The organism is Neglectibacter sp. CSJ-5 (assembly GCF_032490475.1).
GTDB classification, from domain to species: Bacteria; Bacillota; Clostridia; order Oscillospirales; family Acutalibacteraceae; genus Hominenteromicrobium; species Hominenteromicrobium mulieris.
Genome location: NZ_JAVYJC010000008.1, coordinates 1 through 16,450 on the forward strand (window position 1 = coordinate 1; position 16,450 = coordinate 16,450).

A 16,450-nucleotide genomic window follows, 5' to 3' on the forward strand; every position below is an offset into this window, starting at 1 on the left:
ATGTGGCCGATCAACCTCTCAGTCCGGCTACCGATCGTCGACTTGGTGGGCCGTTACCCCGCCAACTATCTAATCGGACGCGAGTCCATCTTTCAGCGGATTGCTCCTTTGATTGCTGTCCCATGCGAAACTACAATCTTATGCGGTATTAGCGTTCTTTTCAGAACGTTATCCCCCTCTGAAAGGCAGGTTACTCACGCGTTACTCACCCGTCCGCCACTGAGTTGAAAAAAGCAAGCTCTTTTCAACTCCGTTCGACTTGCATGTGTTAGGCACGCCGCCAGCGTTCGTCCTGAGCCAGGATCAAACTCTCTAAAAAATTGTATCTAAACGCTTTCGCGTTCAAACCTTTTTCAGAGCTTTAATTCGCTCATAACGTCGTTCTGACGTTCGTCACAGATTTGTTGAGTTCTGTTTCTCGTAAGTTTCTTTGAGTCTCTCAAAGAAATTACAGGTTCCATTCTTTCTCTCGTTGTTTAATTTTCAAGGTCCTGTGCTCTCTTTCAAGCGGCTTTCCTTTCAAGCTTTTCGCTTTCAGTTTTTTGCCGTCTCTCTCGAGCGCTAGACTATAATACCACGTACAACCCCTTTTGTCAACACTTTTTTGAAAGTTTTTTTAAGTTTTTTTCGAAAAACTACATCTATATGTTGTGCTTTGATTTAAGTACAATATATAGTGTATCTTCGAATGGGCATTTTTGCATTTACATGCCCATATACATGGCTTACGCAAACTATTTTACGAAATTTTTTTGAAAAAATCAAGAAAAAGTTTTTGAAAAGGTGGTCTTAAAGTTGCAAAAGCCCCTCTCTGTACCCCAAAGCTTCAAGCACATCTTCTTATATATCTGGCGCATCAGTGTCCTTTCACTTCTGAATCTCCTCATAATCTTTCTGATTTTATCCGAAAAAGGTTTTTAAAACACGTAAAATCGCCGTGAAGTTGAAGATGAAAAACGCGCTGCGGTCATCCCACAACGCGTTTCTTCTTATATATAAGTATACTTTATGCTTTTGCCGCCTCGGCCTGCTCCGCTTTCGCCTTTTCCATCATCTTACGGTGCACGATAAGATAGCACACAAAATGCGCGGCCGCCGTCACGATCCACGTCACCGGATACGAGAGGAACAGCATAAACAGCGTGCGGTGCATCTGGAAGACCGTCAGGATCCACACCACACGCAGCGCACACGCACCTGTAAGCGATACAATCATCGGCATAATCGAATACCCCATGCCGCGCAAAACACCCACGTGCGTGTCCATAATGCCGCAAAGGAAGTACGGTACGCACACAATGAGCATACGCTCCAAACCGTACTGGATAACCTCCGGGTCAGACGTATATATAGAAAGTAAAGGTGTGCCCAGCAAATACGCGCCGCAGCCGAGCACAACGCCCGTCACGGTCACGCACAAAATGCAGATGCGCAGAATTTTCGCCACGCGGTCGTATTTCTTCGCGCCCATGTTCTGCCCGGTAAAGGACAGTGCCGTCTGATAAAACGCGTTCATCGCAACGTACACAAAGCCCTCAATGTTGGCCGCAGCCGTGCTGCCCGCCATAACGGTGGAGCCGAACGAGTTGATAGAGGACTGAATGAGCACGTTCGAAATGGAGAACACCGCGCCCTGCATGCCCGCCGGCAGGCCGACACGCATCATGCCGAAAAACTTATCTTTATAGATATGCAGCTTATGCAGCTCCAAACGGTAAGAAGCGTTCGTTTTCATCAGGCAGATGGTCACAAGTCCCGCAGAAATCACCTGCGAAATGACCGTCGCAATGGCAACACCCGCCACGCCGAGATGGAACACAATGACGAGGAACAGATTCAAAATGACGTTTACAACGCCCGCAATGGTCAAAAAGTACAGCGGGCGCTTTGTGTCGCCCACAGAGCGCAAAATCGCCGCGCCGAAGTTGTACAGCATCATCGCCGGCATGCCCACAAAGTATATGCGCATGTAAAGCGCCGCCTGACCCAAAACGTCCTCCGGGGTGCCCATCAGGGTCAGCAGCGGCTCCGCAAACGCAACGCCCACGGCAATCAATATAACGCCGCTCACAAGACTTGTCAGCACAGAGGTATGTACGGTCTCGCTCAGCTGCTTTGCATCCTGTGCGCCGTAATAGCGCGCCACAAGCACGTTTGTGCCGATGGAAAGGCCGATGAACACGTTGATGAGCAAATTGATAAGCGCGCCGGTAGAGCCCACCGCCGCCAGTGCCGTGTGGCCGGTAAAGCGGCCGACCACCACAATATCCGCCGCGTTAAAGAACAGCTGCAAAACGCTGGAAAGCATCAGCGGCACCGCAAAGCGCAGAATTTTGCCCAGCAGCGGGCCGTTACACATGTCGATCTCGTAGGACCGCTTTCCTTTTGCCTGCCGTTTTGCCATAAAAGCCTGTATCTTTTCTTTCATATCAGTAACCGACCTCCTCACCGATCAAAATCACATGAATTCTGCCCTTCACGCGCTGGCGTGCCAAAACCGTGTACATCGCGCAGATGCGATTTTCCGAGCGGCAACCCGCGCACAGCTCTCCGTCCGTGCCGGGACATGCCCCGTGCGTGCACGGCGTGTCCAAATTCAGCCGCATGGCGTTTGCGGGCGTTGCACAGCTTTTCACGCGCTTTGCAGCATCGTCTATGTCGCGCACAATCTTGTTACACCCCGCAAAAACCAACACCTTTTTCGGGCCGAACAGCATCGCCGCCACGCGGTTGCCGTTGCCGTCTACATTATAAAGCTCTCCGTGCTCCGTAACGGCGTTTGTGCCCGTCAAAAACACATCAGCGAAAAATACCTCGCGGTACAGCTTCTCGCGTTCCTCGGGCGTTTTCGCGGCTGTTCTGTCCAAAAATTCATAGTCCCCGCAGCGCATTAAATCCATCACGCCGGTCTCATCCAGCGTCACGCTGCCGCCGCAGGAAATCACATCGCCCGGCTGCAGCAGCTCTTTTGCGATTTTTACGGCGTCCGCACACGTGGGCGCATAATACGCCTGCATGTTGTTTTTCTCCAGTGCGTCCATCACGCGCCGTATACGCAGCTCTGCGGCGCTTTTGCGGTGCACGGTATCTTGTGTGTTCATGGTGTACAACTCCCCTCTCGGCGCGTTTCATGCCCATTTATGCCTAACCGCCGCCGATTTTTTAAAATAAGAAAGCACTAAGGACGGAAAAGCACATGCCTTTCCGCCCCCTATAATTTTTATTTTGCCTTTGCGTCCGCAAACGTATTGAAGCACTCCAGAACGTGCTCCTTGTGTGTTTTGTTCGCGTCTTCCTTTTCCGACTTCGCGTCGGTGTAGATCAAAAGGAAGCGGCCGTCGTTGGAAAGATAACCCGGAACGGTGTTATCCAGCACCTTAAACGTGCCGTCTGCGCGCACAGCGTCCTGAAGCGCCTTAGCGGTCTCGGAAAGCTCCGCCGGGAACTCATACACTTCAAGCTGCACAGCGGAATCTGCGTAGCGGTATACATATTTATAGCCGTTTTCGGCGCCGATGACGTCGTAAGACATCTGCACCTTTTCGCCCGCTGCCACCTTGCAGTCTTCAAGATACTTGCAAAGGCCCTGAATATCATCATCATAGCCCGCAGGGTCTTTGTCGGTACTCTCCGCGGTCTCGCCTTCGCTCGCCGTAGAAGACGTCTCCAGCGTTGCGACCGCCGTGCTTGAAGAGCTGTTGTTTGCACAGGCCGTCACAGATACGCACAGCAGCGCGGCCAGCAGAACAGCCAGCAGCTTTTTTATATTTTTCATGATTTGAACCAATCCTCTCTTTTTCCTCGTTCTTCTTATTATAGAACGGGTTATACAGCTTGATTTTACCATACCCCACGGCAGATAGCAACACCCATTTGCAAGAAAAACCGTTTTGCCCGCTGCAACGGAAAATTTTGCCCGCTGTAAAATAAAAATGAATAAATTCTAAGCATATTCTAATTGACGTTCACGCTATGTCATGGTATAATGAGCACAACAAACACCGTTCAAATTTATAAGGAGGTAACGCCGTGAAAAACAAGGGTATAAAAATCGGAGTCGTGTTCATTCTGCTGTTCGCTCTGCTCTCAGTGGCAGGCTGTCAATATGATGATGTGGTGATCGTAGGCGCAGCATCGGGACAGCCGGGACCCACCAGCGGGCAGCTGCGCATTGGGTTTACACTGCTCGTATCCAAAGGAGCCAGTACTCAACCGTCACGGAATATAACCATCAACGATCTGTCGCTTGCGGATGATACGTCCTTCACCGTTACAAATACAGATACCGGCGATACAACCGTACTGAAAGGTGCGGTGATAGATTCGGATCCGACATTCACATATGTAAATTTTGACAAGGATGATGACATATTGCCAGCTTCTACACGGGTAAGCATTTTGATTCCCTACACGTTAGAGCCGGGAAATTATAAAGTAACAGCCGTAACAGGCTCCGTAAAGTACCCTTCGTCTTCCGGTACATCCGTCAAGGACTTGTCTCTGGCACGCGACGGAGACGGGCTGAATACCACCTTCACCATCGCCGCGCCCGAGCTGACCCCGACCCCGGAGCCGACTGCAACACCTACCGTTGAACCCACAGCAACACCTACCGTTGAACCCACAGCAACGCCTACCGTTGAACCCACAGCAACGCCTACTGCGGAACCAACAGCTACGCCAACGGCAGAGCCCACCGCAACGCCCACGGCGGAACCGACGGCCACGCCGACAGCGGAGCCCACGGAACCCCAACCGCAGAACCGACGGCCACGCCCACAGCGGAACCAACGGCGGCACCTACGGCAGCTCCCACAGCCGTACCGACTGCCGTGCCGACCGCAACCCCAAGCCCGACGAACCACCCCAAAACGGGCGATGATTTTGCCCCCGCACTTTGGCTGACGCTCTGCGCAGGCAGCCTCGCGGCGCTCGCCCTGCTCCTTAAAAAACGACACATTTAATGGAATCGCAGGTAAAAAGCCGACCACATCAGCGGCTGTCCATACCGGCACACTAAAAAACTCATGCTTTCACCGCTTGAAAGCATGAGTTTTTTTGACAGCCTATATATTCTCCGATTACAAATTGTGTCGGCAGGCTTCTTCGTGTTGTCGACCAAGCTGCCGAAGAATTAAATATCTTCAAAGCGGCATCGGTGTCCGCGCAATCAGAAGGACTGCCAGAATTGCACCGGCAAATGCCGCCGTCCCTACGACTGCCAGCATTTTTTTGTTGGGTCGCTTCTTCGTTGCTTTGCAAATCAGTGCGGCGCAAGTCACGCAGACAGCCGCAGCAGCAAGCGCAATGCCCAGCATTTCTCATAACCAAGACAGCTCATATAAGATTCTCATGTGTTCATCACTTTCCCTTCTGTTCATCGCAAAACCGCTGCTTTTTCTAAATTTGCTCGTATTCCGCGAATGGCTCACCGGAGATTTCGAGTGCCTTATCCCTGTACCGGCAGCTCCACCGCAATCGTGGTGCCCTTCTTCGAGCTCTCCTCCACCCGGACGCAACCACCGTGGAGATTGGCGATCTCCCACACCAAAGAAAGCCCCAGCCCAACGCCGCCGTACTCCCGGCTGCGGGACTTATCCACCCGGAAGAAGGGCTGAAAGATGCTCTGTTGGTATTCCTCCGGGACGCCGCAGCCGGTGTCGGAAACGCGGATTAGAAGCTTTTCCGGCTCCTGCGTAACAGAAACCTTCACCGAGCCGCCCGAACGGTTGTACTTGACTGCATTTTCCGTCAGGTTAAAAAGCAGTCGGTAAATCAGTGCATCACTGCCGATGAGGAAGCCGTCTCCCTCCATCTCCAGCGTAATATTGCGCTTTTCTGCCAAAAGCGCGAGATCTGTGAAGACCTCCTCGACCATCGGGGCAAGCTGAATCTGCTCATTTCGCGCCACCTGCTGCAAATTGCTCATTTCAAGCAGCGTTTTGGTCATCTGTGTTAGTCGCTCCGTCTGTTCCCGCAAAAGTGCGAGAAACTTCGCCGTTTCCGGCAGCATATCGGGATGCTCCGCGGAGAACAGCTCCAACTGCGCCTGCATCAGCGCCAGCGGCGTGCGCAGTTCGTGGGCAGCGTTGCCGGTGAACTGCCGCTGGGCGGCAAAGGCGTTGTCCAACCGCTCCAGCATCTGATTGAAAGAGTAACTCAGCTGCCGAAACTCCGGCAGAACATTCTCGTTAATCCGCATATCCGCCAGGTTGTTCAGCTGCACCTTCTCCACCTGAGACACAAAGCTGCGCAGCGGCTTGAGGGCGCGTCCGCTGACAAAATAGGCCAGAACGCCGCTAAGCAGTGTCACCACAGCCGTAATATACCAGTTGGTCATGCGAAAGCGCCCCTGCGCTCCGTTGACAACGATGGTCAGATCCTCATCGGGCGTTACGAGCTGCGGATTAAAGCTCTCTGCGCCTTCACTGTTCATAATAACCGTGTCGCCTCCCTGTAAGGTGTCCGCGATTGTGTCCATATAGTACACACCGGAGGAACAGAGCAGTAGATTCATGGCAACACAGGTGACACCGATGAGCAGAACAGTCATCAGGGTAATGCGCCACTGCAAGGAAAGTCGCTTCATGTTTCCTCTCCTCCCATCAAATAGCCTTCGCCGATGCGATTACGGATGGGGTCAAACCCCAACGCGGCGCGAAGCTTCTTGCGCAGGGCGGAGATATGAACCCGGATAGAATTGCTGAAGCTGTCCACGCTGTTATCCCAGACGTGCTCCATCAGCTCTTCCTGACTCACAGGCCGTCCCTGATGCACCATCAGATATTCCAGAATGCCTGTCTCCTTACGTGTGAGTGTCAGGGGCTGCCCGTTGACGGCAGCGGTGCGGGAGCGTGTGTCGAACGTCAGCTCCCCGCAGGTCAGCAACACGGCTTGCTGGGTGAACTGCCGCAAGGTCAGGCTGCGGATGCGGGCCTCCAGTTCAGCCAAGTGAAAGGGTTTTGCAAGATAGTCGTTGGCCCCGGCATCCAACCCCTCAACCTTGTCTTCCACCTCGCCGCGCGCGGAGAGAATCAGCACCCGCGTCTCGCGGTCTGTCTGCCGCAAGGTGCGCAGCACGGTCATGCCGTCCTTTCCCGGCAGGTTCAGATCAAGAAGTACCAAATCGTAGCGCTCCACACCCAGAAGTTCCAGCGCCTTTTCCCCGTCGTAGCAGTAGTCCACGCTGTATGCCAAGCGCCGCAAACTGCGGACAATCGTCTCGCATAGGGCACGTTCATCTTCAATTACCAAAAGGTGCATAAGAGTCCCCCTTTTCATTTCCTTTTTCTTTATTATAGCAAAAGCAGATAAGATTTGCATTAAATTTTCGTTCTTAACAGGGATTTTATCTTCCCTGTGCTATGATGATGGCAGAAAAAGCGAAAGGGTGATAAAATTGAGCTGTGCAAAAAAAGCAGCGGCGCAGGCCATGTTGCTGGTTGTGGGTATCGCCATGCTGTGCTTCGGCGCATGGCGCGGCGAGGCCGCGACGGTACTGAGCAAAGCGATTAAATTATGTTTGGAGTGTGTAGGCATTGGGTAAGAAGTTTTCGGGCGCGTCACAGATTATGTCCCGCTTTCGCGGCTGGATACAGGCAGGGGCAGCTTTATTGACCAACCTGCACCTGCCGAACTTTCTCAAGGGCAAACTGTACCAAGGCGCAGGGAAAACCGTCTGTGTGCCCGGGCTGAATTGCTATTCCTGCCCGGCAGCCTCCGGCGCTTGTCCCATCGGGGCGTTTCAGGCGGTAGTGGGTTCTTCCAAGTTTAGTTTTTCCTATTATATCACAGGCTTTCTCATTTTGCTCGGCGTCCTGCTGGGACGCTTTATCTGCGGCTTTCTGTGCCCCTTCGGCTGGTTTCAGGAACTGCTGCATAAAATTCCCACAAAGAAGTTCTCCACAAAGAAACTCAAGCCCCTGCGATACCTCAAGTACGCTGTACTGCTGGTGATGGTTCTCCTGCTGCCGGCGTTCCTTGTAAACGATGTAGGCATGGGCAACCCGTTCTTCTGTAAATACCTCTGCCCACAAGGCGTGCTGGAGGGAGCCATCCCGCTGTCCCTTGCCAATTCCGGTATCCGGTCGGCGTTGGGAAGCCTGTTTACATGGAAATTCGGCGTCCTGCTTACAGTAATCGTACTGAGCGTGGTATTCTACCGCCCCTTCTGCAAGTGGCTCTGTCCGCTGGGGGCGTTTTACGCACTGTTCAACCGGGTATCTCTCTTTCAGATAAAGGTGGACAAAAACAAGTGCGTATCCTGCGGAAAATGCGCCAAAGCCTGCAAGATGGATGTGGACGTAACGAAAGCGCCCAACCATACCGAGTGCATCCGCTGCGGAATGTGCATACGCACCTGTCCGACGGGCGCCGTGCGCTTCCGTTACGGCTTCGGAGACGGTAAAGATAAAACAAAGGCGGCAAAAAAAGCCGCAGAAAATAATAAACAATAATAACAAGGAGAAAAAAACAGATGAAAACGAATAGAACGAATACGGCCGGCCGATTGCTGGCACTGCTGCTTCTCGCCCTGATGATGCTGTCTTTGACAGCCTGCGGCACAAAGAACGGAGACAAAACGGACGGAATGAGCAGCGAACCGAAGAATGCCGAGGAAGCGGTTGCCATGCACAAAGATCTGATGGCGCAGGAAAACACCATTCTCTCAGAGAACAAAGCCCTTTGGGAAAAGGTATTCATGGCAGCCGACAAGGGCATGACCATGCAGGAGGACGGCAAAAACTACGGTGATTTCCTGCTCAGTACAATCGAATCCGCCAAGGATCAGTTTACGGAGGATGAGCTGAAGCTGCTCAAGGAGGGGGCGGAGAAGATCCGCGACATTGAAACCCAGCTGACCATGATTGAGGAAAAGTACCCTGAGGCAGCACAGGAATCTACGGATGGCGCTATGAGCGTGCCCGCAGGCAACGACATGACCACGCCGCCCGATGACGGCAGTATGCAGAAATCCGATGACGGCAGCATGCAGAAATTCCCCACCTTTGAGGGCAAGGACCTGGATGGAAATACGGTGAAAAGTGACGAGCTGTTCTCTGCCAACGCCGTCACCGTGGTGAATTTCTGGTTCACAACCTGCAATCCCTGCGTGGGCGAGCTTTCCGAGCTGGACGCACTGAACAAGGAGCTTGCGGAGAAGGGCGGCTCCCTCATCGGCGTCAACACCTTCACGCTGGACGGCGACGAAGCGGCAATTTCCGAAGCAAAGGATGTACTGGCCAAGAAGGGCGCTACCTATCAGAATGTGTATTTCAACTCCGATGGTGAGGCGGGAAAGTTTACCACCAACATCTTTGCCTATCCTACCACTTATGTGGTTGACCGCAACGGCAACATCGTGGGCGACCCCATCGTAGGCGCCATCACGGAAAAAAATCAAGCGGAGGCGCTGCAAGCCCAGATTGACAAGGCGCTCGCCGCCGACGCAGGCTGACCCGAGATTTAAAAAGTGCCTGCTGCGCGCCATTGCATTGCCCTTGGCGGGCGAAGGGGCGGAGTAAGCCCTGATTCCCCTGAAAGGAGGAAAAGCGATGTATCGAAGCGTATTGGCCCTGCTTTTCGCTTCGGTTCTGCTGCTGGGCGGCTGCGCCGCCGGGCAGCAGACTGTGCCGAAGGAAAAAAGCGGACAGGAAGCAACCATGGACGGATCGGCCTTTGACCGGTCCGACGATGAGATCACTTATATGGATACCACAGAAAATGTCATCTATCTGGCGGGCGGCTGCTTCTGGGGCATGGAACAGCTGATGCAGTCCATCCCCGGTGTCATCGATGCCGAGAGTGGCTACGCCAACGGCACCTGCGAGGCGGACGCCGATTACAAGACCGTTTGCAAGGGCGAGACCGGCTTTCGGGAGACCGTGCGGGTGGAATACGACCCCGAGCAGGTGAGCCTCGATGCGCTGCTGTTGGCCTACTTCTATGTGATCGACCCTACGGTACAAAACCAGCAGGGCAACGACATGGGCAGCCAGTATCAGACCGGCGTCTACTACACCAACGAAAGTGCGAAGGAGACGGTGGAGCGCATCGCGGAGATCGAGCGCGGCCGCAGCGAGAAGTTCTTCGTGGAGATCGGCCCGCTCAAGAACTACTATCCCGCCGAGGAATACCACCAGAACTACCTCGAAAAGAATCCGAACGGCTACTGCCACATCCCGCGCGCGGAGATGGAACTCTTCTCCAAACTGCGCATCGACCCGGGCGACTATCAGAAGCCCGCGGCAGAGTCCATCCGGGACAAGCTGACGGCGGAGCAGTACCGCGTCACGCAGGAGAACGACACGGAGCGCGCCTTCACGGGCGAGTTTTGGGACAAGTTTGAAAAGGGCATTTATGTGGATGTCGTGACCGGTGAGCCGCTCTTTTCCTCCACGGATAAGTACGAGAGCAGCTGCGGCTGGCCCGCCTTTACAAAGCCCATCGAGGGCCCCGCCGTGGTAGAAAAAGAGGATCTGAGCCACGGGATGCGCCGCACGGAGGTCAGAAGCCGCGCCGGAGACTCCCACCTCGGTCATGTGTTCACCGGCGATCCGGAGTCCCCCAATGGCGTGCGCTACTGCATTAACAGTGCGGCCCTGCGCTTTGTCCCCTATGAAAAAATGGAGGCCGAGGGCTACGGGTACCTCCTGTACCTGTTTGAGAAATGATTTCAGGTGCATACACATCAAGCAGAAAAGTAAGGTGGCTGTCCTTTTAAAGGGCAGCCACCTTACTGCAGCTTGTCGAAAAAGCCCAGCTTCCACTGGACTTTTTCGACAAGCTGTTGTATCATGACTACAGACAGAAGTAAATCAGACCGCAAGGCTGTGTTTCTTCACAATTCTGTCTTTTTTCTCTACAATTCCGTGCAAGGAGGATTTAACATGATGTACAATGAAAAAGCTCGTGAAATCCCAGTCAGTTATTCTGTAGATGTAGTCGTTTTGGGCGGCGGTCCTGCAGGTGTAGCCGCAGCAATTTCTGCCGCCCGTCAGGGTGCAGACACCCTGTTGATTGAGCAAATGGGTGAAGTGGGCGGCATTGCCACAGAGGGCATGATGAGCCACTGGACTGGAAATACCAAAGGTGGTATCTATGAGGAAATTCTGAAACGTTCCGCTGATTATCCCGACCCCGATGCCATGGCTGGCGATACCTACCTGCGCCAGATTATTAACCCGGAGCGCTTGAAAACCGTTCTGCTGGAAATGCTGGAAGAATCGCATGCCCGCTATTTGCTTTATACCATCGCTACAGATCCAATCGTTGAGGACGGCAAGTTGAAAGGCGTTGTCATTGAAAACAAATCTGGCCGCCAAGCCGTACTGGCAAAAGTTGTCATTGATGCCAGTGGTGACGGTGATATTGCCGCCCGCGCAGGGGCCGATTTCATCAAAGGTCGTGAAACCGATGGCGCTATGCAACCAGTTTCGTTGATGTTTAAAGTTGGCGGCGTGGATTATGAACGAGCCATTTTCCCGTCGCATTTTGAGGATACCATTCAGATTCCTGCCGGTGAAGTGCAGACGCTTGGAAAGGAACATCTTCCGTTCCCTGCAGGCCACGTTTTACTGTACCGCACTTCACTGCCGGGGGTTGTCACCTGCAATATGACCAACTGCATCGAAGTAGATGGCACGAATGCTGCCGAGCTTGCACGCGCAACACTGGTCTGCCGCCAACAGCTGCAGCCGATTTTGAACTTCCTGCATGAGTATGTACCTGGCTATGAAAATTGCTATCTTCTTTCTTCTGCCGCACTGATTGGCGTTCGTGAAACGCGGCACTTCAAGGGTTTAGCAACCATTACGGAAGATGATATTCGTCAGGCAAGAGCATTCCCGGACTGGGCTGTCACCTACGCCAGCTTCAACTTTGATGTCCATAATATGAGCGGCAGCGGACTGAATGCCACCGGCGCGCAAGACGCATTCAAACCGACTTTCTATACGATTCCGTATGGCTGTCTAGTTCCTGAAAAACTTGATGGGCTACTGCTGGCAGGGCGAAACATTTCCGGTACGCACATGGCACACTCCAACTATCGCGTAATGCCAATTTGCGCAAACATGGGACAGGCCGCCGGTACAGCCGCAGCAATGTGTGCTAAGGAAGGCATTGAGCCCCGTCATGTGAACGTTGCGGACCTGCAAGCCATTCTTTTGCAGAACGGTGTGTTGAATCCTTCGGAAAATAAGTGATATAGAAATCATCATCCACCAGCACAGAGAAAGGTGGCTGTCCTTTTAAAGGGCAGCCACCTTACTGCTTTTGGGAAATAGTATGGAGCGCAGGTTATTTGCCCGCGCCCCTGAAGATAAGACTTTTACTTTTTGAGGATTTACAGTGATTTTTTCTCCCGCCGCCTGATTTTCCATACAATCAGTGCAACGCATCCGGCAAAAGATACACATAGCGCGGTGCTCCACAAACCCATTTGACTGCTGTCACCGGTCTGCGGGATTGTAACCGCGCGCCAGCCGGCATACACAGTCGTATCCCCGGTCAGATAAATGTCTGAGACCTTGTTCACAAGGCTCTGTTCGCTGTACCAGCCGACAAAGGTATACCCGTGCCGAGTGGGAACATACTTGGTCAAATCAATGCGGGTATTGTACATTTCCCGCACGCCGGGAATAGCACTGCCGCCGCCTGTTTCAAAGCGCAGCGTGTAGTAGTTGACGGGCGGATTGTTGTCGCCGGTATGCGTCCAGTGGGCGTAGACAGTGGTATTTGCAGAGAACACGGTATCCGTCGTAATCTTTGTGCCGCCGCTCTTTTCGGTGTACCAGCCGTCGAAGCTGTGCTTGGTGCGGGAAGCATCGGGCAGAGAGGTCAGCTTCTGATTGGTGGTGGTCATGCTGCCGACAGAGGGCGTACCGTCGTTGCCGTCAAAGGTGACGGTGTACTCCGTGGGCGCAGGCGGCGCATCCTCCTCGAAGATGGCCTTGACCTCCACATCGCTGCCGGGCATAGTGAACTTGTCGTCCCTTACCGTCACGTCGCCGCTCATAACCTGCCACTCCTTAAAATGGTAGCCCGCATTTGGCGCAGCGGTCAGGGTGATTTCCGTTCCGGCCACGGCTTTTGCATGAGAGGCGGAAGCCGTGCCGTTGCCGCCGCTGATCACGGTGACGGTGTACTCCGTGGGCGTAGGCGGCGCATCTTCCTCGAAGATAGCCTTGACCTCCACATCGCTGCCGGGCATAGTGAACTTGTCGTCCCTTACCGTCACGTCGCCGCTCATAACCTGCCACTCCTTAAAATGGTAGCCCGCGTTTGGCGCAGCGGTCAGGGTGATTTCCGTTCCGGCCGTCGCCGAGGCGGGATCCGCGCTGCCCGTGCCGTGACCGTCGTCCCTGACGGTGACGGCGTATTCCGTCTCGGGAGCCTTGACTATCGTGATGGAAAACTCCTTAATATCTTCACCCAAATCGTTTACCGCCATGACGGTAAAGACCTCGGTCCCTTCCCCGGCGGGCGTGCCGCTTATCTCTCCTGTGTCCTCGTTTAGGCTAAGTCCCTCGGGCAGGACGCCGCTCACAATGCTCCATGTGATGGGCGCGGTACCCTTGGCGGTCAAGCGGCTGCTGTAAGCCTCGCCTTCCATGCCGTCGGGCAGGCTTTCCGCGACGATTGTCGGCGGCATAGGGGGTCGGTTATCGATAAGCTTCACCCGAATCGCGGCTGTTACCGCAGGCTCCGGCTGCTGAAAGATGTCTCCGTCATCTTCGCTAAGCACCGGCGTGCCGGTGATGGTCTGCCAATCCACGGACTCCGCATCATAGGACGATTCATCCCATGCCACGTCGACCCAGCGCCATGCGCCGTCAACGGCATTGATGCACACATTTTCCGGCAAGCCGAGCTCTGCAAAGGGCGTGCCGAACGGCTTATCGGTAATGGGATCCGGTTCATCGATATTCCCGATGGTGTTTTTGATGGCGTTGATTTTGATGGTAATCTCCGTCGGCTTGTGGAGACGCAGGTCGTCCGGCGTGAATACCACCGTCACATCGTGTTCACCCGGAGTCTGGAGGTAGAACGGCGGGGTATTCTTGAAGGAGAACGTGCCGGGGGCGACGGTATCCGTACCCTTGACCTTCGCCACGCCGCCGACGAGCGTGCCGACTTCACCGTTGTAGGTTCCCACCTGAAGCTTTCGCCATGTGAATATGGTGTTGTCGGGCAACGTAAAATCGCCGTTCTTCCATCGGAATACGGGCAGCTGCGTGATCTCCGTCTCGGCCGGGTCAGGCTGCAGCTGAACCTTTCTCACGGCTCGGAGGTCGGTGCCATCGGGTATGGTGAAATACTTCTCCAATTCGGCGCGGTTGACTTCGCCGTAGATGGTCTGCTCCTCAAACGAATTGGGGTCGTAGGTCGAGCTGTCCCATGAGGTGACGACATTCATACCGAAGTCCATCCCTGTTCCCTCGGGATCTTTTTCATCGCCCACCGCATAAAAGCTGAATGAATCCGAGAGATTCAGCTCCTCAAATGGCGTTCCGAATTTTTCATTGGTAATGTGTCCGGCCCTGGTCTCCTTGAATGTGCGGGGAACGACGTTCACATCAACGGTGCATTTCGCCTTGTTATACCGCTTCAGGTTGTCGGGCGTGAAGATGATCTTCAGTTGCAGCTGCCCCGCCTGCAATAGCGTGCTCGCCGTCAAGGAATGTCCGTATATTTTCTGATCTTTGTCCAGCGTGAATTTGCCGGAAACCGTTTCGCCGTTCACCGTGGCCGTTCCGCCGGAGAGATATTTATCGGCAAACACAAGGAAGCACAGGTCTCCGCCGTAGAGCTGCTTGGAATAGGTGGGCGGCTCCAGCGTGGGCGTAAAGACGCGGTCGTCAATAAGCGTTATTCTGGCGGTTGCCTTGACCGTGTTTGTCGGCTCCAGCCCATCCGTGAAGCCGCTCTTTTCAACATGCAGCTCGCCGGTAATGATCTGCTCGCCATATTTGTTCGGGTCATAGGTGGAGCCGTCCCATGTCACGGGCACGGGACTGTAACTCGCGCCGGTGTTGGTCTCAACCTTGACGCCGAAAGGGGAAAGGGGAAGCCCCAGATCCTCAAACGCCGTGCCAATGGGCTTGTCCGTGATGATCACGTCGTCCGGGACTCTTGTGATCGTGCGCTTTGTCCCCACCACGGTAAGGATACATTCCGCCGTGGTGTATGCCTCCGTATCTTTGGGGGTAAAGAGGATCACCATGCGGTTTTCGCCCGGGTGTACTCTGCCGCCTTCATAATACTTGAAGCCGAACGTGCCGGGAACAACGGTGTCCGTCCCCTCGGCCTTCGCTTCGCCGCCCATGAGCGCCTTGTCGGTGTACTCATTGCCGACATAGGCCGGAAGGCGCAGCGTGGGCGGGGTGGTGATGACCGTTTTGGCAGGCTGCAAAAGCTCTCCGTAAGCCGTATTACAGGTTTCGCAAACAGCCTTCTCCGTGGATGTAGCCTTGCCGCCGGAGCAGTTGCCCGTTTCGGTATGGCTGCTGTCCGTGGCGCAGGTGCGCTTATGAGTTCCTTTGCCGTTGGAGGTCCATTCGCCCCAGCTATGATTGTGCGCCTCCCATATGGCATAGATGGTTGTGCTCATATCATACCCATGTACTACCAGGCACTCGGTATAACCGCCGTTTCCGCCATATATCGGCTTACCAGTCCGAGAATTCGCCCAACCCATGAAGGTATATCCGTCACGGGTCGGAATTTTGTCCGATATGGGGACCCATACATGAAATTCCGAGCTAATCACGCTCTGACTTGGCGGCGCGCCGCTGCCGCCGTTGGCATCGTAATGCAGCGTATAGGTGTATTGGGTGGCAGCGGGACGGACTGCCCCGCTCCTCGTTTTTAGCATCATAGTATCGGATGCCCCTGCCGGGTCTGCGCCGCAGGTCTCGTCATGCTCCGGGTGGTGTTCGAACAAACCGCCCGTTTCCGATGCGCGTGCGGCAACCTCTCCATCCGTCGCGAAGACAGTCGCGGGCATCATAGTCAGCACCATACAGCATAGAAGCAGAATGCTGAGTATTCGTTTCTTCATGTCGTTTTTCCCTCCTGTTCCTGCGGGTCCGGCTTGCCTGTCCCGCCCTTTTTCCGGTTTTCTCTGATCCTGAACCGCATGCACAGCGCGGTGATTGCCGCCGCAGCGGCAAAGGATACAACAGCCACCAGCACATAGCCGCCCGCATCCTCGCGCAGCAGCATCGCGCCGAACACGCCCCATGCGGCGGTCTGTCCCGGCCTGACGACCGTGCTTATCGCCTGCATCAGCACCGCGAACAGCAGCATACACGCGGCACTCAGTCCGTATATACCATGCTGCTGCCTTCGGCGGGTGTTTTTCCGTACCCGCTGCCGGACGAGTGCGACCCGTCTTGCGGTATCGTACATACAGTTTGACCCTCCTCTCCGGTTTGTCTGAAACTGT

General features: G+C 54.3%; 13 protein-coding genes and 1 rRNA gene. 5 read left to right on the plus strand and 9 right to left on the minus strand.

From position 1 onward, the window contains the following. The 7 genes from R2K26_RS13410 to R2K26_RS13440 form a co-directional block, all read right to left on the minus strand. A 16S ribosomal RNA gene (locus R2K26_RS13410) occupies positions 1-319 on the minus strand; the annotation flags it as partial. 687 nt (positions 320-1,006) lie between these two features. Continuing rightward, positions 1,007-2,428, minus strand: coding sequence for an MATE family efflux transporter (locus R2K26_RS13415; protein ID WP_316522557.1), 1,422 nt, complete (start codon positions 2,426-2,428; stop codon positions 1,007-1,009). A 1-nt stretch (position 2,429) separates the two neighbouring features. Beyond that, positions 2,430-3,101, minus strand: coding sequence for a lactate utilization protein (locus R2K26_RS13420; RefSeq protein WP_316522560.1), 672 nt, complete (start codon positions 3,099-3,101; stop codon positions 2,430-2,432). 119 nt (positions 3,102-3,220) lie between these two features. Next, complete coding sequence (locus R2K26_RS13425; RefSeq protein ID WP_176821187.1) at positions 3,221-3,775, minus strand: hypothetical protein; 555 nt, start codon at positions 3,773-3,775, stop codon at positions 3,221-3,223. A 652-nt stretch (positions 3,776-4,427) separates the two neighbouring features. After that, positions 4,428-5,015, minus strand: coding sequence for a hypothetical protein (locus R2K26_RS13430; RefSeq protein WP_316522564.1), 588 nt, complete (start codon positions 5,013-5,015; stop codon positions 4,428-4,430). Positions 5,016-5,449: 434 nt separating this feature from the next. Beyond that, complete coding sequence (locus R2K26_RS13435; RefSeq protein WP_316522566.1) at positions 5,450-6,589, minus strand: HAMP domain-containing sensor histidine kinase; 1,140 nt, start codon at positions 6,587-6,589, stop codon at positions 5,450-5,452. Beyond that, positions 6,586-7,263: a response regulator transcription factor gene (locus R2K26_RS13440; protein ID WP_308449966.1), complete on the minus strand. Its 678-nt coding sequence runs from the start codon at positions 7,261-7,263 to the stop codon at positions 6,586-6,588. The genes R2K26_RS13435 and R2K26_RS13440 overlap by 4 nt, the downstream gene beginning before the upstream one ends. Before the next feature lie 136 nt (positions 7,264-7,399). Here R2K26_RS13440 and R2K26_RS13445 point away from each other — a divergent pair, with 136 nt between their 5' ends. From R2K26_RS13445 to R2K26_RS13465, 5 genes are all read left to right on the plus strand, one after another. After that, positions 7,400-7,546 carry a CD1871A family CXXC motif-containing protein gene (locus tag R2K26_RS13445; protein ID WP_316522571.1) on the plus strand — a complete coding sequence of 49 codons (147 nt, stop codon included), beginning with the start codon at positions 7,400-7,402 and terminating at the stop codon, positions 7,544-7,546. Positions 7,547-7,571: 25 nt separating this feature from the next. Then, positions 7,572-8,456, plus strand: coding sequence for a 4Fe-4S binding protein (locus tag R2K26_RS13450; RefSeq protein WP_316522986.1), 885 nt, complete (start codon positions 7,572-7,574; stop codon positions 8,454-8,456). Between the two features lie 20 nt (positions 8,457-8,476). After that, positions 8,477-9,457, plus strand: coding sequence for a TlpA disulfide reductase family protein (locus R2K26_RS13455; RefSeq protein WP_316522574.1), 981 nt, complete (start codon positions 8,477-8,479; stop codon positions 9,455-9,457). A gap of 250 nt (positions 9,458-9,707) precedes the next feature. Continuing rightward, positions 9,708-10,673 (plus strand): peptide-methionine (R)-S-oxide reductase MsrB, encoded by a 966-nt coding sequence (msrB, locus tag R2K26_RS13460; RefSeq protein WP_396897257.1) that lies wholly within the window; start codon positions 9,708-9,710, stop codon positions 10,671-10,673. Positions 10,674-10,889: 216 nt separating this feature from the next. Continuing rightward, entirely contained in the window at positions 10,890-12,206 is a 1,317-nt protein-coding gene (locus tag R2K26_RS13465) for an FAD-dependent oxidoreductase (RefSeq protein WP_316522584.1), read from the plus strand. Positions 12,207-12,346: 140 nt separating this feature from the next. Here the strand turns inward: R2K26_RS13465 and R2K26_RS13470 are convergent, their stop codons facing one another. Together R2K26_RS13470 and R2K26_RS13475 are read right to left on the minus strand one after the other, a co-directional pair. Beyond that, on the minus strand, positions 12,347-16,063 hold the full coding sequence (locus R2K26_RS13470; RefSeq protein ID WP_316522587.1) for an InlB B-repeat-containing protein: 3,717 nt from the start codon (positions 16,061-16,063) through the stop codon (positions 12,347-12,349). Continuing rightward, positions 16,060-16,413, minus strand: coding sequence for a glycosyltransferase (locus R2K26_RS13475; protein WP_308449971.1), 354 nt, complete (start codon positions 16,411-16,413; stop codon positions 16,060-16,062). Before R2K26_RS13475 ends, R2K26_RS13470 begins: the two co-directional genes overlap by 4 nt. Positions 16,414-16,450 lie beyond the last annotated feature (37 nt).